Source organism: Pedobacter nyackensis (genome assembly GCF_032678475.1).
Taxonomy (GTDB): Bacteria; Bacteroidota; Bacteroidia; order Sphingobacteriales; family Sphingobacteriaceae; genus Pedobacter; species Pedobacter nyackensis_A.
This window is the reverse complement of the sequence record NZ_JAVTSF010000002.1, coordinates 608,643-628,763: the sequence shown is the minus strand read 5'-3', so window position 1 is coordinate 628,763 and position 20,121 is coordinate 608,643. Positions and strand designations below refer to the sequence as shown.

Sequence of the window (20,121 nt, the reverse complement as noted above, 5' to 3'; positions counted from 1 at the left end):
TATAAACATGAGAGAGATTTACTCCCGTTGCTTAAGTGTGCTATTGTTAAGTCTATTAACAATAGCAGCTTATGCTCAGAAGAACATTTCGGGAACAGTGAAGGATGCGACAGGAACATCGATTCCTGCAGTCAGCATTACAGTAAAAGGGACAAAAAATGGTGTAAGTAGCGATGCAAATGGAAAATATTCCATTTCTGCTAAACAAGGAGAGGCTCTTGTGTTTCGTTACATTGGCTATACCTCACAAGAGGTTATAGTAGGCACTTCAACAACTATTGACATTATATTAAAGGAAGAAAACAATAACTTAAATGAAGTTGTTGTTACGGCTTTGGGTATCAAGAAGGAGAAAAAAGCTGTTGGATATGCCATTCAGGAGGTTAAGGGAGAGACTTTGGTGGAAGCCAAAGAACCTAATCTGGTGAATGCGCTTTCAGGAAAGGTGGCGGGCTTGCAGGTTACCCGTTCTAGCAATGGCCCGGGCGGGTCTTCAAGAATTACCCTAAGGGGAAATAATTCACTAAGAACTTCAGATTCAAATCAGCCGCTTATTGTTGTTGATGGGGTGCCAATGGACAATTTTACAGGGGCAAAGAATAACGATTTCAACAATCCTACATTGGATATGGGGAATGGTCTCGCTGATATTAGCGCAGAGGACATTGAGAGCATGTCTGTACTAAAAGGACCTGCTGCGGCCGCACTTTATGGCTCGAGAGCTGGAAATGGTGTGATTTTAATTACCACCAAATCTGGTAAAGCGCAAAAAGGTTTAGGAATAGCAGTTTCTTCATCTTTTGGTGTAGAAACTATCTTGACAAATCCAGATATGCAAAACTCTTTTGGCCAGGGAGAACTAGGTAGCTACAATTCGCTTAAGGAAGGAAGCTGGGGGCCAAAAATTGAAGGCCAGTCTGTGAAAAAATGGGATGGCAGCATGTCGCCATTGGCCGCCTATGATAATGTTGGTAATTATTTTAATACTGGACTTTCTTATAATAACAACATTTCATTTCAACAACAATTTAAGTCATTATCGGTGTATACCTCTTATAATCGTGCTGATGAGGGAAGTATGATTCCGGGACTTAAATTGACAAGAAATAACTTTACAGGTAGAGCCGTAACTAAGTTCGGTAAAGATGATAGGTGGAGTACGGATACTAAAATTCAGTATAGTCATACCAATGCGCAAAACAGGCCATCATCAGGTGCAAGAGGTGAGAATGTTTTCAGATCAATTTATTTCTTGCCAAGATCATTAGATCTTCGCGATTTTAAAGCAGCGACTAATGATCAGGGGAAAATGCTTTGGTATGCACCAGGTAGTTTTGTTAATCCTTATTGGAATAAGCAATACAATCTTAACCAGGACATTAGAAATCGCTTTTTAATGAGTGGGTCCCTGAGTTATAAGTTCAATAGCTGGTTAACTGCTGAGGTAAAAGGAGGAGCAGATTTGTATACGACAAATGCAGATGCAAGAGTCTATGATGGAAGTCCTATCATTAATAACGGTAGATATAGTATCGACAGATCGACTTTTTCTGAAACCAATTTCAGTACACTATGGATCGCTAAAAAAGATAACTTATTCGGTAAATTAGGTGGATCATTGACTCTAGGTGGAAACCTGATGTCACAAAGAAGGCTGGGTGCTGATCTTAGCACCGGAGAATTGGTTGTTCCTAATTTCTTTTCTTTGAAAAATGGAAAGGATGCATTGGGTATTACGGAAACTGATAAACGTAAAAAGATTAATTCCGTGTATGGTTCAGGACAAATCAATTGGGATGGTTACTTCTTCGTAGACGCTACGTTTAGAAATGATTGGTCTTCATCTTTAATTAAAGCTAACCAGTCTTACTTTTACCCTTCTGTAAGTACATCTCTTGTCTTTTCTGAAATGGTTAATACTCTTGGCGGAACCTTGCCATCATGGTTAAGCTATGGAAAGGTGAGGGCATCTTATGCGCAAGTAGGTAATGATCTTGAACCTTACGAATTGTACAATGTTTATAAATTAGATAAGGATCCGAATAACGGCACAACGGCATCAAGAAATGATGTGTTGTTTGATTCTTCTGTAAGAAGTGAGTTGATTAAATCATTCGAAGTTGGTATGGAAATGCGCTTTTTAAATGGGCGCGTGGGTATTGATGCTGCCTATTACAAATCGAATGCTACCCGTCAGTTACTTAATATTCCCATGGATCCATTAAGTGGTTATAAATCTAAGAAAATTAATGGTGGCGACATACAGAATAAAGGAGTCGAAATTACGCTGGATGGTAAAGTGTTGAACAATAATAAAGGGCTTAACTGGAACATGATGTTGAACTATTCTACAAACAACAATACTGTAGAAGCGCTAACGAATGATATTTCAAGGTATCCTCTTGGCGGTTATGATGACCTCAAAATCTGGGCAAAAACCGGTGAGCGGTTCGGCGAGATTTACGGTAGTAAATTTGCCAGGGTTACAGATAAATCGAGCCCATATTTTGGACAGTTGTTGTTAAACGAAGAAGGTTTGCCAACCAGAGGTGAAGAAGATGTTAGATTGGGGAATCAGCAGGCTACTGCCATGTTAGGCTTTACCAACAGTTTCGCTTACAAAGGTTTTGGTTTGTCGTTTCAAATTGATGGGCGTTTTGGTGGAAAGATCTTCTCTGCAACAAATGCGAGTATGAGAGCAAATGGTACAGCTGCGGCTACTGCACCAAACGGTTTAAGAGAAAATATGACTGTACAAGGTGTGGTTTTAAACGGAACTGGTTACGTACTCAACACCAAATCGGTTAGTCCTGAACGTTATTATACTTGGATTGCAGCTTATGGGAACGTAGGTGTTGGCGAGGCTAATATTTACGATGCAACTAATATTCGCTTGAGAAATGTACAGTTGAGCTATGATCTGCCTACTAAATTTTTAAGTAAAACCCCAATACAAAGAGCTAAAATCGGTTTGTCATGCAATAATGCATGGTTAATCACAGGCGATATGGATGGGATAGATCCAGAATCAGTTTACAGTACCAATACCACTGCTACAGGGTTTGAAAATGGTAGTGCACCGACAAGCCGCACATTTTTGTTTAACCTAACATTAGGCTTCTAATAATTATTAATACAGGGAGTAAAACTGCCAAAAATATACGTTAATGAAAACGATAATAAAAAAAACAAGCATGTTTGTCGCTACAGCTTTATTGCTGGCTTCATGCAAAAAGTTTGAGGAGATTAATACCGATCCAACCGCTGCAAGCCCGGATCAGGTACAGGTAGAGTATTTCATCAATAAATCAATTACTGATGCACAGATGAATCCAGATGTGGCAGAGAGGTCTTTTGTCCTTTATTGGAAAACTGCGGGACATCAACATAGTAACGGTGGAATTTCCTCTGGTTCTTATACGGATGACTGGACTATCGCTTACTATGATCAGATTTCGGCATGGTTAAATGCAGCCAACACGGCCATCCAGGTTGGAAATGAGCAAACTGCAAAAGGCACTGGAAAGGCTTATACAAATAACCTGATACAAGTAGCCAGAATATGGCGCGCTTATCTGATGAGTGAAATGTCAGATAACTTTGGCCCAATGCCGGTAAATTCTTTTCAAGGGGTGAATCCAGACTTCTCTGACGTAAAAACAATCTATTATTTTGCGCTTGCTGAATTGAAGGACGCCAGTGCTAAATTAGATTTAACGGTTGCAGTTCCTGCCGAAAGTTTGTCAAAACTTGATCCTGCCTATAAATACAATTATGCGAAATGGAAAAAATATGCCAATTCAATGCGTATGCGTTTAGCAATGAGATTGTCGGAAGTAGATGAAGCAAAGGCAAAGTCTGAATTTGAGAATGCTGTAGCTTCCGGAGATTACATAAAAGCGACCGACGAAACTTTTCAGGTTGATGAAAAAGAAGGATGGAATTCTTTAACCGGGGTAATGAGCCGTGAATGGAATCCACAGTTTATCTCCTCAACTTTAAATAACCTTTACCTGGGCCTAGGTGGTGTGAAAAGTGCAGACCAGTTAGGACTTGAATTTCAATCTTACATTAAGCCTGCTGATTATATTGGTTTGAAACTGGAGGATCATTTTACTACTATGACCAATAATCCTTCTGCAGGTTACTGGTTTGATGGTTTGCCAAATAGTATCGACCCTCGCGCATATAAGACGTTTATCATTCCTGGTGATTTTACCAATCCTGACTTTAATTCTTACTCGCCGTTAAATGCTAAAAATACCGTAAGAAATTTGTTGGGCGCAAATGACGTTGTTGTGAAGACTATTGATGCAAAATACAATTGGAATGCGTCAAATACAGGAGATTGGCAAGTAAAAGGAAGCAGAAATTTATTGAGAGCTTATGAAGGAACGATGCCTCGTTTATCTAATCGGTTTAGAGCGAGCAGAAGTAAACGTATTTTCTTTGCGCCATGGGAATCTTATTTTCTGATTGCAGAGGCTGCAGAACGTAACTGGACAGTTCCAATGTCAGGAAAGGCTGCGTACGAAGCCGGTATCGCCTCAAGTTTCGAATATTGGGATGTAACTTCGCACTTAGCTGCTTATCTTACTTCTACAGATTTTAGTAGAACAGGTACTTCAGTAAGCTGGGATCATACTACAGAGCCAGGTACAAGTCATACGATGAATTTTATCAATGGCTATACCAACGCGACAGGAACTGCACAGGTATTGTATCCGAAAAATGATTTATATAAAAATGGTACCGTTAAAAACGACCGTTTAACCAAAATCATTACGCAGAAGTTTATTGCACAGACCCCATGGTTGCCTTTAGAAGCATGGAGTGATCAGAGAAGACTAGGATTGCCTTTCTTCGAAAATCCAGCAATCGAGGCTGTGTTGCCTAATTTACCTGCTTTAACAACTGCAAATTATATGACCAGCAATGTGAAATTCTTCCCTCAGCGTTTAAGATACCCTTCAAAATTAGGGGATAATAATGCAGCTGGTTATGCACAAGCGATAGCTGCGTTAGGTGGTCCGGATGCTGTATTGACCCCGCTTTGGTGGGCCAAAAAATAAAAGGTTAATCCATATAATAATAGTAACAGGAATGTCTAAAAAACATTCCTGTTATAATTTTAAATGCGACAAGATTATTCCTAAAATATATAGATAAAAAGGTTTTATTATTCCTAAATTGTATTTTGGAAGTTAGATCATAAATATCAGAGATTGAATGAAATATCCTAAATTAAATAGACTAATAAAAACAAGTTTTACCTTGATGCTGCTTTTTGTTTTAGGCAATGAGCAGTCGATTGCCCAGGATCAGTATGAATTAAACTCCGGATGGCAATGTAAACCTTTAAATGAGGTTACACTTCCTGGTGATGTCCTTTCAAAAGCAGGACAGGAGCTGTCCAACTGGATGCCGGCAACCGTTCCCGGAACAGTATTAACCACCTTATTGAACAACAAAAAAGTTCCTGATCCTTTTTATGGGATGAACAACCAGCTTATCAAAGATGTGTACAACACAGGTAATGCTTATTATACCTACTGGTTTGTTAAATCTTTTACACAAAGCGCTACGGGCGATGAGCAGATCTGGTTAAAATTAAGAGGAGTAAATTATAAATGTGAAATTTTCCTGAATGGGAAAAAAGTAAATGCCATAACTCATGAAGGCATGCATTTACGCCAGCAATACAACATTACAAAACTATTAGCGGCAAATGGACAGAATAGGTTGGCCGTATTGGTTTATCCACCTGATTTTACGGGAGAACCAAATGGCGGACAAGGAGGAGATGGAACCATTGCCAAAGGCTTAACGACACCTTATACTGCAGGTTGGGACTGGATCCAACCAATCAGAGACCGTAACACCGGAATCTGGGATAAAGTGTTTATAGAAAAAACTAAAGGAGTAAACCTACAAAATCCACATGTCATTACCCTGGTACCAGGCATCCGTTTGCCCGAAGGTACGCAGGAACCTGCAATCATCCGGACTTCATGCGAAATGGAGAATCCTTTAAATAAATCTGTTAGCGGCTATTTACAATATACATTGGAAGGTAAGCTGATTAAAACAGCCGTGCATTTAAAAGCCGGAGAAAAAAAAATAGTTAAACTGCCCGACCTGGAACTTAAGAACCCGAAATTGTGGTGGCCAAGTGGTTATGGCGAACATCCATTGTATAACATAGCCTTTAGCTTTGTTGATGCCTCAGGTAAAACAATAGATAAAGAAAATGTTCAGTTTGGCGTCAGAGAGATCAGCACACGCTGGAACGAAAGAACCCGTAGTCGCGAAAACCTGGTCAACGGACAAAAGATTTTTATAAAAGGAGGCAATTGGATCATTTCTGATGCGATGCTGCGCTTCACCGATGAACGTTATGACGCCGAAGTTCGCTTTCACCGCGACATGAACCTGAATCTGATCCGTATCTGGGGAGGATCAATTATCGAAAGACCTGAGTTTTACCAGGCATGTGATAAATACGGAATGCTGGTATTTCAGGATTTCTGGTTCAGTGGCGATTGTAATGGAAGATGGGAAGATCCTTTGAAGAAGGATGATCAGTGGACACGCAGACAATATCCTAATGATCACCAGCTCGTATTAACTGCTGCGGCTGATCAGATCAAAATGATCCGTAATCATGCATCGCTTGCCTTTTGGTGTGGTGGTAACGAAATGACGCCACCAGACGATATCCTATTCCCCTTAAAGGAAAAGATCCTGCCTGAACTGGATGGTACAAGATATTTCTTTGACTATTCTAATTCCAACGATATGTCTTACAATTCTATCGGTGGAAATGGAGACGGGCCTTATACTATACAAGACCCTAAGATCTTCTGGTCTTACAAAACCTGGCCTTATAATTCTGAAGTAGGCTCGGTAGGCGTGGGCGATTATGCTTCATTGCGACGCTTTATCCCTGAAAAAAATATGATAGCTCCGCAAAACGGACAGGAACCTGATTCTGTATGGGCTTATCACAAATATATCCCCTATGATCATCACATAGATCCTTACGGAAAGGCTAAGGACGCGGAAGATTTTGCGATGAAAGCACAGCTGGTCAATTATGATCAGTACCGCTCCCTGATGGAAGGTTTTTCATCACATATGTGGGACTGGTATACAGGAATGATGATCTGGAAAACGCAGAACCCATGGACTTCTATGCGTGGACAGATGTATGATTATTATCTGGATGTAAATGCTTGTTTGTATGGTACGCGTAAAGGTGCTGAACCTTTACATATCATGATGAATCCACTTGACAGTATGGTAACCCTGGTTAATAACGGTTTTAGCGTAGCACGCAATACCATGGTTCGGGCAAGTATTTACAATATGGAAGGTAAATTGGAACATCGGGTTCAGGCCTTCTCTGAAATTGGTGTTTCAACCGCGTTAAGAACTTTTTCTCTTAATGAGGCATTAAAGAAAATAAATGCCAAAAAAGGTGTTTTTGTGGAACTAAAAATGTTAAACGCAAATCAACAGGTATTGAGCGAAAACTTATACTGGTTACCGGGGCAAGATGGAAAATATACTGGCTTGCAGGAGCTAAAATCAGCCGATTTAAAGGTTAGCACTAAAAGGACCGCACAAGGAAAAATCGAAGTCAGGTTAAAGAACGACCCTGCCAATACCCTTGCTTTTTTTAACCGCATTGCACTGGTCAATTCAAATACCAGAGAACGGATATTGCCGTCATTCTTTTCTGATAACTACGTCAGCGTATTACCTGGTGAAGAAAAAACTGTAATTGTAGAATTCCCTGAGCAAGGAAATACGCCTTTAAGCATCGAAGTATACGGCTGGAATGTGAAAAAGCAGCTATTGAGTGTCAATCTAAATTAATCGGTTAACGTATCTATTTATAAGACCAATATGAAACGAAGAAACTTTATACAAAACACAGCGCTGATGGGGGCAGCACTCCTTTATAATCCCTCTGATATTTTTGCTTACAATGCTGATTTCCCAATTGTAAGACCCGCCCTGGCGGAAAGAAAATTTAGTAGCAAAGCTGTTGAAGCTGCAATTAAAGCCTTTAAAGCTGGAGTTGCTGATAAGGAACAAGCCTGGTTGTTTGAAAACTGTTTCCCAAATACATTAGATACAACCGTATTTCACAGCAATGTAAACGGCCGCCCTGATACTTACGTCATCACTGGCGATATCGATGCCATGTGGTTGCGGGATAGTTGTGCACAGGTATGGCCTTACCTGCCTTTTGTGCATGACGATCAAAAGCTGGCGACGCTGATTGCAGGTGTCATTAACAGACAAGCGCAGTTGATCATCAGAGATCCCTATGCCAATGCTTTTTTCAAAGATGGCAATACGGAAAGTGAATGGAAGTCGGATATGACCGAGATGAGACCTGGTGTTCATGAACGGAAATGGGAGATTGATTCATTGTGTTATGCGATTAGACTGGCACATGCTTATTGGGTGAAAACAAAAGATAAAAAGCCTTTTGATGCCGAATGGGAAAGGTCAATCAGACTGATCTTGCAAACTTTTAAAGAACAGCAGCGAAAAACAGATCGTGGCCCATATCATTTTCAGCGCGAAACGGCAAAACCTACAGATACACTTCCAATGGAAGGCTTTGGTTTTCCCGTAAAACCTACAGGAATGATCTGCTCCATGTTTAGACCAAGTGATGATGCTACTATTTTCCCTTATTTAATTCCATCAAACTTTTTTGCTGTGGTGAGCTTAAAGCAGGCTGCTGAAATGGTAACTGCATTGCGAAATGACGCGGAACTGGCTAAGTCATTGCTGACACTTGCTGATGAAGTACAGGCAGGATTAGATAAATATGCGAAATATCAGCACCCTGAGTTTGGCGAAATCTATGCCTTCGAAGTTGACGGAATGGGTAATCGTTACCTGATGGACGACGCCAATGTACCAAGTCTCCTCGCACTTCCTTACCTCGACGCTATGCCGGTTTCAGATCCTGTTTATCAGAATACCAGAAGATTCTGTCTTTCCGACAGCAATCCATTCTACTATAAAGGAGGGAAATTTGAAGGTATTGGCGGCCCGCATGTAGGTAAAGATCAAATGATCTGGCCACTAAGTATCATAGCGAGAGGCTTGACCAGTACCGATCCGCAAGAAATAAAACACTGCCTGCAAATGCTCAAAGCTAGTCATGCAGGTACAGGTTTTATGCACGAATCTTTCCTGAAGGATGATCCCGCTAAATTTACACGTAGCTGGTTTGCCTGGGCAAATACCATTTACGGAGAATTACTATGGAAGGTGTTTAAAGAAAATCCTTCCTTATTAAAAAGTTAAGCGTTAAATAATGACTACTGAGCATAAATACGTTTTGGGAGCCGATATAGGTGGTTCACATATAACCGCAGCACTGTTGGATATGAAAGAACGTGTGGTATTGGAACATTCGCTAACCAGGAAGCCGATAAATTCTGCCGCCACTTGTGAAGTGATTATGGAAGCCTGGGCTGAAGCCATTTTAGAAGCCCACCAAAAAGCAAACGTAAAACTTGAAAAGATAGGCTTGGCTATGCCGGGGCCATTCGATTATGAGAAAGGGATCTCTTACATAACCGGAACCGAAAAATATGAGGCCTTTTACGGGTTAAATATAAAAGAAATCCTTGCCACACAGCTGGACATCGGTGCTGAAGCCATTCGCATGCGAAATGACGCCGAAAGTTTTCTGGCTGGTGAAACTTTTTCAGGTGCAGCACAGGATTATTCTAAAGTGATCGGGATCACCCTGGGTACAGGTTTGGGCTCCGCAATTTTTGAAAATGCTGAGGTACATGATGCAAATCTTTGGTGTGCCCCATATCTGGAGAGTATTGCTGAAGACTATATCTCTACACGATGGTTTTTAAAGCGCTACAATGAGCTTACCGGGCTCAATATTTCGAACGTAAAAGATTTAGTGGCGCTGTATGACGAATCAGATATTGTAAAGCAGATCTTTGAAGAATTTTCCATAAATCTTGCAGCTTTTCTGGAGAGCTTTATACGTAAAGCCAATGCCGAAGCGATTGTAATTGGAGGAAATATCTCTAAAGCGTCCGGGAAATTTCTGCCCGGCTTATCCGAAGCTCTGAAAAAGCTAGGTGTAAATCAACCCATTTTTATTTCAGAAATGACCGAAGTGGCGGCGCTGGCAGGAGCAGCAAGCTGCTGGAAAAACCCTTAAACCTTATGATCAATCCATTGAATTTTTTAAAACTTAGTATAGGTTGCTGCATTTCTGCATTCATCATGACAGCTGATGTAAAGGCACAGGATGTTAAGATGACCAGTTTTGCGGACTTAGCTAACCCTTTAATGGGAACAAGCTCTTCCTACGAACTATCTAATGGCAATACCTATCCGGCAGTAGCCGTTCCCTGGGGGATGAATTTCTGGACTGCTCAAACTGGAAAAATGGGCGATGGCTGGCAGTACATGTATACCGCTAACAAAATAAGGGGCTTTAAACAAACCCATCAGCCATCACCATGGATGAATGATTACGGGCAGTTTTCCATTATGCCAGTTACCGGTAAACTTAAGGTAGATCAGGACGGCAGAGCCAGCTGGTTTTCTCATAAAACCGAAGTGGCCAAGCCTTATTACTACAGTGTTTACCTGGCTGATCATGATGTGACCGCTGAATTAACTCCAACAGAACGTTCGGCTCAATTCAGGTTTACTTATCCGCAGAGTGACAGCTCATTTCTGGTAATTGATGCATTTGATAAAGGTTCGTACATCAAAATCATTCCCTCAGAAAATAAAATCATCGGTTATTCTACCCGTTATGCGGCAGGGTCGTTAAAAAACTTTAAAAATTACTTTGTCATTTATTCTGACAAACCTTTCACTTTCGCTAAAACCTATGACGGTAACAAGGCGAGTGCTTCAATGGAATTACAGGGCGAACACGCCCTGGCCGTAATTGGTTTCAAAACGAAACGTGGCGAACAGGTACGCTTACGGGTAGCTTCCTCATTTGTAAGTGCTGAACAGGCAGAGTTAAACCTGGAGCGTGAGCAGGGGAAAGCCAGTTTCGACAGTATTAAGCAACAGGCCAGAACAGTATGGAATAAAGCTATGGGCAAGCTTGCGGTAAGTGGCGGAACGGAGACACAAATACAAACTTTCTATTCTTGTCTGTACCGCATGCTGATGTTCCCGAATAAACTGTACGAAATCGATGCAAAAAATCAGATTGTTCATTACAGCCCATACAATGGCAAAGTATTACCTGGTTATATGTTTGCTGGAACGGGCTTTTGGGATACCTTCAGGGCATTATATCCATTTTTAAACCTGGTATACCCTTCTATCAATAAAGAGATGCAGGAAGGGCTGATCAATTGTTACAAAGAAGGTGGTTTTCTACCCGAGTGGTCAAGCCCAGGCTATGCCAATGTTATGATTGGCAATAATTCTGCATCGGTAGTGGCAGAAGCTTACCTTAAAGGTTTAAGAGGATATGATATCGAAACCTTATACAAAGCTTTGATTCATGGTGCCAATAATGAGGGGCCAATGGATGCCGTTGGCAGAAAAGGTGTTGCTTATTATAACGAACTTGGCTATGTCCCTTACAATGTAGGGATCCATGAAAACGCTGCCAGAACATTGGAGTATGCTTATGATGATTTCGCCATTTATAAATTGGGAAAAGCATTGGGTAAACCTGCTGCAGAAATTGATCTGTACAAACAACGGAGTTTAAACTACTCTAAATTATTTGATTCATCAACGGGATTAATGCGGGGTAAAAATAAAGATGGCTCTTTTGCAACACCATTTAACCCGTTTAAATGGGGCGACGCTTTTACGGAAGGCAACAGCTGGCATTATTCATGGAGCGTGTTTCATGATGTAAATGGCTTGATGAACCTGATGGGCGGTAAAGAAAAATTTGCCGCAAAGCTGGATTCGGTATTTATCCTTCCGCCAATATTTGATGAGAGTTATTATGGACAAGTGATCCACGAGATCCGGGAAATGCAAATCGTAAATATGGGACAGTATGCGCATGGAAATCAGCCTATACAACATATGCCTTATTTGTATGCTTATGCCGGACAGCCATGGAAGACGCAGTATCATATCCGGCAGATCATGGATAAGTTATATCAACCTACACCGGATGGCTATTGCGGTGACGAAGACAATGGACAAACCTCAGCCTGGTATGTGTTCTCGGCCATGGGCTTTTACCCGGTATGTCCGGCATCCGATCAGTATGTATTGGGTACACCACTATTTAAACAAGTTGTACTTACACTGGAAAACGGGAAGAAGGTAACCATAAAAACTGAAAACAATAAGGAGGGGAATTACTATGTTGATAACATGACGTTTAACGGGCAGGTCTGGACAAAAAACTGGCTGGAGCATTCTGCTTTGCAAAAAGGAGGAACGATAAACTTCCGCATGTCAGCCAAACCAAATGTTAAAAGGGGAGTAAACAACGCCGATCGTCCATATTCTTTATCTGATAAATAAAATGAATACTCAACAACCTAAAAATTATACAACGCCACTGGTTTCCCTTACGTTTCTTTTCTTTATGTGGGGATTCATTACCTGCATGAACGATATTCTGATTCCGCATCTGAAGGGATTATTTGTGTTGAATTACCTGGAAGCCATGCTGGTGCAGTTTTGCTTTTTTGGCGCATACTTCATTGGCTCACTGGCGTATTTTCTGATTTCTTATTTTAAAGGAGATCCCATCAACAGGATCGGATATAAAAACGGGTTGCTGCTGGGCTTGATTGTTTCTGCTTTAGGTTGTCTGATGTTTTATCCGGCGGCTACCTTATCTGTTTACGGACTGTTCCTGGCAGCCTTTTTTATCCTTGGTCTGGGCTTTACCTTACTGCAGATCACGGCTAACCCATATGTTTCCTTACTAGGCAAAGAAAGTACTGCTTCGGGCAGACTTAACCTGGTACAGGCTTTTAATTCGTTTGGTACAACCATAGCACCTATTCTTGGCGGATATCTCATCTTTCATTTTTTTGCGGCAAACGGACACCTTTCCGCAGGTGCGACCAAAATGCCTTATCTCATATTTTCGGGCATCTTTGTTTTGCTGACCATCTTTATTTATAAAGTAAAATTGCCAGACTTTAAAAATAGCGATTCGGAGATGGATGGATTGGGAGCCTTACGCTTTCCGCAGTTAAAAGGAGGGATATTTGGCATTTTCTTTTATGTAGGTGCCGAAGTAACTATCGGTAGTTTTATGATTAGCTTCCTGGAACATGGAGATATCATGGGCTTAAAAGAGACTGTAGCTAAAAATTATCTTTCCCTGTATTGGGGTGGTGCTATGATCGGCAGGTTCCTTGGTGCGATTAGTATGAACGACGTCCTGAACAACAGCAAAAAAATGTTGTACATGATATTGGTTTGTGTAGGATTATTTGGATTACTGTATACTATCGTAGATCTTGATTTTGCGCAAATGCAATGGTTCATCATCTTTATTGTCGTTAACCTTATCGGTTTTAGCATAGGCAAATCTGCACCGGCTTTGATGCTCAGTATATTTGCAGTAGTCAATATCATACTTCTATTGATTACCGTATTTACCGGTGGTGCCCTAGCGATGTGGTGCTTATTGGGTATTGGTCTTTTTAATTCCATAATGTGGTCTAACATCTTTACGTTATCCATTTCGGGACTGGGTGAATATAAAAGTCAGGGTTCTTCTCTATTGGTTATGGCTATATTGGGAGGAGCAGTAATTCCATTGGCGCAAGGTAGTCTGGCAGATGCCATCGGTATTCAGCATTCTTTTCTGTTGCCGGCGGTATGCTATGTTTATGTAGCCTGGTTCGGGCTATTTTGTTTAAAGAAGTTTAAATCAGCAGAGCTCGAAAAGCCCGCAACAACAGGACATTAATTTAAAATTATAATATACAAGAGGGATGAAGCGCAGGATTAGTTTAATATTGACTATAACTTTTTTAATAACAGGGGTTTTTGCCCAGGAAAAACTGACAAAGTATGTGGATCCTCATATTGGATCAGCAGCCCACGGTCATGTTTTTGTGGGGGCGAATGTTCCATTTGGCGCGGTACAACTGGGGCCGTCTAATGTGTTCGGAGGCTGGGATTGGTGTAGCGGTTATAATTACGCCAGTAACACCATAACAGGTTTTTCTCATACCCATTTAAGCGGAACGGGGATCGGTGATCTGAATGATATTCTTGTGATGCCGGCAACGGGGCCGGTAGCAGGTGATTACGTATCGCTTTTCTCCCATGATGACGAAATCACCAAGGCCGGGTATTATAGTGTATTGTTGCAAAAGCATCAGATCCGTGCTGAACTGACGGCAACAGAAAGAGTAGGATTTCATCGTTATACTTTTCCTAAAGGTCACAAGGATGCCAATGTTATGCTCGATCTTGCTGCGGGGTTGGGCTGGGACAGACCAACAGACACTTATGTGAAATTGTTAAACCCAACAACACTCGTAGGTTACCGTTTCTCAAAAGGATGGGCAGATGATCAACGCTTGTTTTTTGCGATTAAACTCTCTCAGCCAATAAAGGATTTGATATTGTACGACAGTACTGCTGTGAAGAACGGGAAGTCCCTTAAGGCAATTAAAGTTAAGGCGTATTTGAAGTTTAATAAGATAAATGTCAATGCACTAAAGCTTAAAGTCGGTCTTTCGCCGGTAAGCTATGAAAATGCTTTGGCCAATATCCAGGCAGAATTGCCGGGCTGGGATTTTGAACAAACCGTAGCCAGGGCCGATCTGAAATGGAACCGGGAATTGGCAAAAATTAGTATCAACGCAGATGCCGATACAAAGAAGAAGTTTTATACGGCTATGTATCATACCATGTTTGCACCTTCGTTATTTAATGATGCGAACGGAGACTATCGGGGAACCGATAAAAAGGTATATCCAAAGGCAGGTTTTACCAACTATACCACTTTCTCATTATGGGATACTTATCGTGCCTATCATCCGTTGTTTACTATTTTACACCAGGACAAGGTTTCAGACATCATCAATTCTTTCCTGGCGATTTATAAACAGCAGGGTAAATTGCCGGTATGGCATCTGATGGGTAGCGAAACCAATACAATGATTGGTTACCATGCTGTCCCGATTATCGCAGATGCTTACCTCAAAGGTTTTAAAGGTTTTGATATAGCATTAGCTTATGAAGCCGTAAAACAAAGCGCGATGCAAAAAACGGATGGTATTGACTATGCGCAACAGCTAAAATATATCCCTGCAGACAAGGTTATAGAGGCCGTAGCGAAAGGGTTGGAGTATGCCATTGACGATTGGTGTATTGCCCAGATGGCAAAAAAAATGGGCAAAACTGCCGATTATGACTATTTCAACAAAAGAGCGCAGCTTTATGCGTTGTATTTCGATAAAGAAACACAGTTTATGAGGGGTAAGCTCTCTGATGGTAGCTGGCGCAACCCTTTTGACCCTGTAGCATCGAAACATAGGGAAGATGATTATACTGAAGGTAATGCCTGGCAGTACACCTGGTTGGTTCCGCAAGATCCGCATGGTCTGATTAATTTATTTGGGGGTGATCAGCCCTTCAGCAAGAAGTTGGATAGGTTGTTTAGCATGAGCTCTGAGATGTCAAATGGTAGTTCTCCGGACATTACAGGGTTAATCGGACAATATGCCCAGGGAAATGAACCCAATCATCATATCCCTTATTTATATGCTTTTGTAGGACAACCATGGAAGACGGCCGATATTGTGCATAAAGTAATGGACTCTCTCTATACTACTAAACCCGACGGGTTGTGTGGTAATGAAGATTTGGGGCAAATGTCGTCCTGGTATGTGTTTTCAGCCATGGGATTTTATCCGGTAAATCCGGCAAATGGTGTTTATGTATTTGGAAGCCCGGCGGTCAATGAAGCGACGATCAGTTTACCAGGAGGTAAAAAGTTTGAAGTTAAGGCAGTAAATAATAGCCGGCAAAACAAATACATACAAAAGGTTGTACTTAATGGCAAAGCCTATACAAAATCTTACCTGGAACATTCGGTAATCGTAAATGGGGGTACGTTGTTGCTTTATATGGGAGATAAGCGATCATTAAGCTGGGGTGTCGCACCAGAAAACCGGCCAAAATAATCAGGAAGGTACTTGTTGTAAAATATAAAAAATAGCGTTATTTTTAGGTACAAATTAACGCTATGTTAAATTTAGATGATATAGAATATATATTTAATTCTTTGCCTTCAGCAAGTATCATCGTTGAGCCAAATGCCCCGTATTTTACAGTCGTTGCAGTTAACCAGGCTTTCCTTGAGATTGTAAATACCGAACGGGGGGCATTTGTCGGAAAGGGTTTTTTTGAAGGATTCCCGGTAAGTACGGATGATGACGGACGAGCCAGAACCAGCATTAAAGGTTCATTTGAGTATGTTTTAAAACATAAGCAAAAGCACCACATTGCAGAGCACCGATATGATCTGCGTTCTGGGGGGCAAGCGCCAACCTTACGGTATTGGAAGGTGGATACTTATCCTTTGTTAGATGATGATGGATCTATTAAATACATCATACAAAGCTCCGAAGAGATTACCCTCAGTAAAAGATCGAACGATCTGGCGCTTCTGGAAAAAGAAGTACTGGCATTAAATTCAAAGCCTGGAGTTCCTACTTTATCTGTCCTCTCTTATTATGTAAACGGGATTGAAAAGTTATTTCCCCATATGCATTGCTCCATTATGCAGGTTAAAAATAACCGATTGTATGGTTGGGCAAGAACTTCTATTCCGGATAAGTTTACCGCTCAGATAGAGGGGGTGGAAATCGGTAACAATATAGGATCATGTGGAACTTCTGCTTTTCTCAAGGAAAATGTAATCGTATCAGACATTAAAAATGATCCCAGGTGGAAGGGATATGCAGAGACTGCACTTGAATATAATCTTCATGCTTGCTGGTCACGGCCCATCATAAATTCTGAGGGTGTGGTGATGGCTACTTTTGCCATTTATTACGAACAGGTTATGGAGCCCAATGAAGTGGATCTTAAAATTATTGAACGCGCAAGTTCACTGTTACAGGTTATTTTAGAAAACAGGCAATATGCGGAATTGCTGGATGATGATATTAAGGAACGTATCAAGTATATTCATACGATCGAACAACAAAACCACCAGCTCAGAGATATTGCCTGGGCGCAGACACATTTGGTAAGGGCGCCTTTAGCACGAATCCTGGGGATTGTGGAGTTGTTGAGTGATTCCGAACCCAGTAGTTTCTCTGAAAAAAAATTACTGAATTATCTGGATGTTTCTGCTAAGGAGTTGGATAAAGCCATAAAGGTGATTATGAACAAGATTAAAAAAAAGTAACATTCCCTGGTGCTAATTGTGTACGAGTTGATAAACCTGTTGCATAAACGCTGCTTCGTTTATCGAATTGAAAAATTCGTACCACTCTACCCGGGTAAAAACCAGGCTCAGATCGGGGTAGGGCGTTGCCAGAATTACTACTTCTGTTCCATCTGGGGTGTGTTCCAGATACTCATCAAAAGGCAGGTTTTGCGTAGCTTTTATAAATGCATGAAACTGCTCGAATGAAAAACTAAGCAGTACACTTCTGTTCCATACATTAACCATTTTGCAGTTCAGACATTGGGTGACCGATATGTCTCCTTTTTTGGTAATTACTGTTGGTTTACACATGTGCAGTATTTTTAGTTTAATAAATTAGTGCCTGTTTTACCTGTAAGGAAATCGTTTCGTCGCAGGTAAACAGGACTTAATGTTCTTTGTTTAGAATGATTCTAAACGACATCCAAATCTAAGAATTCCTTTTGTTAAAGCAAATTATTTTGAATAATTCTAAATAATGGAGTTGAAAATGCAGGATCGATGCGGGACTTATAATATTTTTATATTTGGATACCCCTGTATTGGTGTGGTTGTGTAATAAAATAAGAAGTTATGAGTGAGACATTCAAAAGTCAGAATTTTCAACGCGAGGCAGAGCTTGCATGGGAACATGCAGATGAGGGAATAGAAAGGCAGATTTACGGATACGATAACCGGGTGATGATGGTCAAAGTGAAGTTTGAAAAAGGAGCTGTAGGTTCAGTACACGAGCACCCACATACACAGGTGAGTTATGTGGAAAGCGGGGTTTTTGAAATCACCATTGCTGATGAACCACAGGTTTTAAGAAAAGGCGACGGTTTTTACGTGCCGCCTAATACTTTACATGGTGCGTTATGTTTAGAAGCGGGTGTTTTAATAGATGTTTTTAGCCCGCATAGAGCAGATTTTTTATAATTATTCTTTATCCCCGATCAATACACCGGATACATTCCATGCGCTAAAGCTTGTGCCTTCAGGTTTACCAAGAGGTATGGCAACCTGTAGTTTATGTTTGCCAGGTTTAAGGTTCGGTAGCGGTACTTCAACAGGAAGTGTAATTGTACCCGGGCACCAGTTTGATCGACTTAAGTCGGATGAAGAAAGTCCGTTTCCAAAGTTTCCGGAGGAAGGATTCAGATAACGATAGGTTGCACAGTCTTCACGCCATGGAATAAAATGATACTCCCGTTTACCATCTATAAAAATCTCGTTCATTTTTGGTACGAATTCATCTCCACCGCCCCAGCCGCCATGGCCTGTGGTCAGGTATCTTAACTTTAGGTTTTTTACGCCCTCAGGAACGTTAATAGTCACCGTCAATGAATCTTTATCGAACATTGTACCATATTCCTGGCCCGACATCTCCATCAGGTTGGTGGTATTAAATACAGGCATGACCCAAGGTTTGGTTGTCGCTGGTTTCTCTCTTTCATACCCAGGGTAATATTTAAAGTTTAGACTGGCTTTATGTCCTCCTTTATCGTAGTTTCCAATAAATACACCGATCCAAACTTCACCTTGTAAGCGGGGTAGCAGCACCGATATGTCTTGTTTATAAATGACAGAGTCTGCCCAATCGTAACCTTTTATTTTAGCCTGTGCATTAAAATGTTTTACACCAAAAGAAGTGAAAAAACGCATCAATTCTAACGGAGGCAGATAGTTGTCGGTAGCTGTTACACCCTGGTATTTTTTACCATTAGCCGCAGTATATACTGGAAGTGTTTGTAAGCCATTTTGCAGGGCATTCAGAAAAGAAATGGATTTGTCCTGAGGAATCATAAATATAGAGCCCGTTCTGTCATAAGCATCCCCGTTTGAGTATTGGATCAGCTCCGCGAAAAGCTGTTGTCCGGGTGTAGCAGCAGGAAGTTTCACTTTTTTTAATATGACTGTACCACCGGAAAAATGATAGGTAGCATTTAGTTGTTCACCAGCGGGGTTTTCAATTTTGTTACCGAAGCTGATTTGTTCGTTATTAAAAATGTTGACAGTTTGATAACGGCTCTCGATAATCTGACGCTGATAAGCTGCTTCGTCTACTAATGTTCCCCAGGTTTTAGGCCAGGCCAGTTCTTCAGCTTTGATGCTACGGTATTCGATTTTCGTAGCATACGTTTCAGAATTTCCATTTCTGATGGTTTTTAGTACCAGTCCCAATCCAGGTACAATACCTATATCCGGTGTCCCTTTAATTCTGAGTTCATCGGTATACCAAACCTCAATGGTATTGGAACGGATGAATACTTTCGCTTTTTTGCATGGTATGCCCGCAACGGTATCTATGCCCGCGATGAGCTCAGCTTTGGGGTACTCAGAAAACGGTTTTTTTAAGGTATAGACCTTATCATCAATCTGAAGCACCTGATAAGTTGCTGATTCAGTAAATTGCAGGAATTGTTGTTGTTTAGATTGCCTGTCCTGGCCGGACACAAGAACCTGGTTGCCTTTGATAAAGATCTTTCTTTCTCCACCAACGTTTTTACCGTTGTTGCGGAAGGCATAGGTAACGACGGCTTCTGTTGCCTTGGTATTTTTTTGTGCAAACAGGGGGAAGCCTATAGTTAAGAGCAGGTAGCTGAGTAAATGTATTTTCATGAACGTAAGATCGGGTTTATTATTTATTGAAAAAAGTTCAAAAGCCGCTTTTGAGGCGGCTTTTGAACTTTTTAGGTGACAAGGTTTTAAAAAAAATC

At 41.0% G+C, this 20,121-nt stretch carries 12 protein-coding genes; 10 read left to right on the top strand and 2 right to left on the bottom strand.

Features of this window, described 5'->3' with window-relative positions; translation table 11 throughout:
* Positions 1-7: 7 nt before the first annotated feature.
* From R2Q84_RS10195 to R2Q84_RS10155, 9 genes are all read left to right on the top strand, one after another.
* A complete protein-coding gene (locus tag R2Q84_RS10195) occupies positions 8-3,124 on the top strand; it encodes a SusC/RagA family TonB-linked outer membrane protein (RefSeq protein WP_316816427.1) in 3,117 nt (1,038 codons plus the stop codon).
* Positions 3,125-3,167: 43 nt separating this feature from the next.
* A complete protein-coding gene (locus R2Q84_RS10190) occupies positions 3,168-5,072 on the top strand; it encodes a SusD/RagB family nutrient-binding outer membrane lipoprotein (RefSeq protein ID WP_316816426.1) in 1,905 nt (634 codons plus the stop codon).
* Between the two features lie 157 nt (positions 5,073-5,229).
* The gene (locus tag R2Q84_RS10185) at positions 5,230-7,881 is read left to right on the top strand and encodes a glycoside hydrolase family 2 protein (RefSeq protein WP_316816425.1); all 2,652 of its coding nucleotides are present in this window, start codon (positions 5,230-5,232) and stop codon (positions 7,879-7,881) included.
* Positions 7,882-7,911: 30 nt separating this feature from the next.
* Positions 7,912-9,336, top strand: coding sequence for a glycoside hydrolase family 125 protein (locus R2Q84_RS10180; protein ID WP_316816424.1), 1,425 nt, complete (start codon positions 7,912-7,914; stop codon positions 9,334-9,336).
* A gap of 10 nt (positions 9,337-9,346) precedes the next feature.
* Positions 9,347-10,222 (top strand): ROK family protein, encoded by an 876-nt coding sequence (locus tag R2Q84_RS10175; protein WP_316816423.1) that lies wholly within the window; start codon positions 9,347-9,349, stop codon positions 10,220-10,222.
* A gap of 5 nt (positions 10,223-10,227) precedes the next feature.
* On the top strand, positions 10,228-12,531 hold the full coding sequence (locus R2Q84_RS10170) for a GH92 family glycosyl hydrolase (protein ID WP_316816422.1): 2,304 nt from the start codon (positions 10,228-10,230) through the stop codon (positions 12,529-12,531).
* A gap of 1 nt (position 12,532) precedes the next feature.
* Positions 12,533-13,939: a sugar MFS transporter gene (locus R2Q84_RS10165; RefSeq protein ID WP_316816421.1), complete on the top strand. Its 1,407-nt coding sequence runs from the start codon at positions 12,533-12,535 to the stop codon at positions 13,937-13,939.
* A 25-nt stretch (positions 13,940-13,964) separates the two neighbouring features.
* Complete coding sequence (locus R2Q84_RS10160) at positions 13,965-16,169, top strand: GH92 family glycosyl hydrolase (protein ID WP_316816420.1); 2,205 nt, start codon at positions 13,965-13,967, stop codon at positions 16,167-16,169.
* Positions 16,170-16,231: 62 nt separating this feature from the next.
* The gene (locus tag R2Q84_RS10155; protein ID WP_316816419.1) at positions 16,232-17,401 is read left to right on the top strand and encodes a GAF domain-containing protein; all 1,170 of its coding nucleotides are present in this window, start codon (positions 16,232-16,234) and stop codon (positions 17,399-17,401) included.
* Positions 17,402-17,413: 12 nt separating this feature from the next.
* On the opposite strand, the gene R2Q84_RS10150 is transcribed toward R2Q84_RS10155, so the two are convergent.
* Positions 17,414-17,734 carry a hypothetical protein gene (locus tag R2Q84_RS10150; protein ID WP_316816418.1) on the bottom strand — a complete coding sequence of 107 codons (321 nt, stop codon included), beginning with the start codon at positions 17,732-17,734 and terminating at the stop codon, positions 17,414-17,416.
* A gap of 261 nt (positions 17,735-17,995) precedes the next feature.
* Between R2Q84_RS10150 and R2Q84_RS10145 the strand changes: the two genes are divergently transcribed.
* Positions 17,996-18,340: a cupin domain-containing protein gene (locus R2Q84_RS10145; RefSeq protein ID WP_316816417.1), complete on the top strand. Its 345-nt coding sequence runs from the start codon at positions 17,996-17,998 to the stop codon at positions 18,338-18,340.
* Here the strand turns inward: R2Q84_RS10145 and R2Q84_RS10140 are convergent, their stop codons facing one another.
* Positions 18,341-20,023 (bottom strand): PNGase F N-terminal domain-containing protein, encoded by a 1,683-nt coding sequence (locus R2Q84_RS10140; protein WP_316816416.1) that lies wholly within the window; start codon positions 20,021-20,023, stop codon positions 18,341-18,343. It lies immediately after the preceding gene.
* Positions 20,024-20,121 lie beyond the last annotated feature (98 nt).

What these genes read in the sequence shown, in the direction of transcription:
- R2Q84_RS10175 (WP_316816423.1), top strand. Translation starts at nt 9,347, where the DNA reads ATGACTACTGAGCATAAATACGTTTTGGGAGCCGATATAGGTGGTTCA.
- R2Q84_RS10155 (WP_316816419.1), top strand. Translation starts at nt 16,232, where the DNA reads ATGTTAAATTTAGATGATATAGAATATATATTTAATTCTTTGCCTTCA.
- R2Q84_RS10185 (WP_316816425.1), top strand. Translation starts at nt 5,230, where the DNA reads ATGAAATATCCTAAATTAAATAGACTAATAAAAACAAGTTTTACCTTG.
- R2Q84_RS10180 (WP_316816424.1), top strand. Translation starts at nt 7,912, where the DNA reads ATGAAACGAAGAAACTTTATACAAAACACAGCGCTGATGGGGGCAGCA.
- R2Q84_RS10190 (WP_316816426.1), top strand. Translation starts at nt 3,168, where the DNA reads ATGAAAACGATAATAAAAAAAACAAGCATGTTTGTCGCTACAGCTTTA.
- R2Q84_RS10195 (WP_316816427.1), top strand. Translation starts at nt 8, where the DNA reads ATGAGAGAGATTTACTCCCGTTGCTTAAGTGTGCTATTGTTAAGTCTA.
- R2Q84_RS10140 (WP_316816416.1), bottom strand. Translation starts at nt 20,023, where the DNA reads ATGAAAATACATTTACTCAGCTACCTGCTCTTAACTATAGGCTTCCCC.
- R2Q84_RS10150 (WP_316816418.1), bottom strand. Translation starts at nt 17,734, where the DNA reads ATGTGTAAACCAACAGTAATTACCAAAAAAGGAGACATATCGGTCACC.
- R2Q84_RS10170 (WP_316816422.1), top strand. Translation starts at nt 10,228, where the DNA reads ATGATCAATCCATTGAATTTTTTAAAACTTAGTATAGGTTGCTGCATT.
- R2Q84_RS10160 (WP_316816420.1), top strand. Translation starts at nt 13,965, where the DNA reads ATGAAGCGCAGGATTAGTTTAATATTGACTATAACTTTTTTAATAACA.
- R2Q84_RS10165 (WP_316816421.1), top strand. Translation starts at nt 12,533, where the DNA reads ATGAATACTCAACAACCTAAAAATTATACAACGCCACTGGTTTCCCTT.
- R2Q84_RS10145 (WP_316816417.1), top strand. Translation starts at nt 17,996, where the DNA reads ATGAGTGAGACATTCAAAAGTCAGAATTTTCAACGCGAGGCAGAGCTT.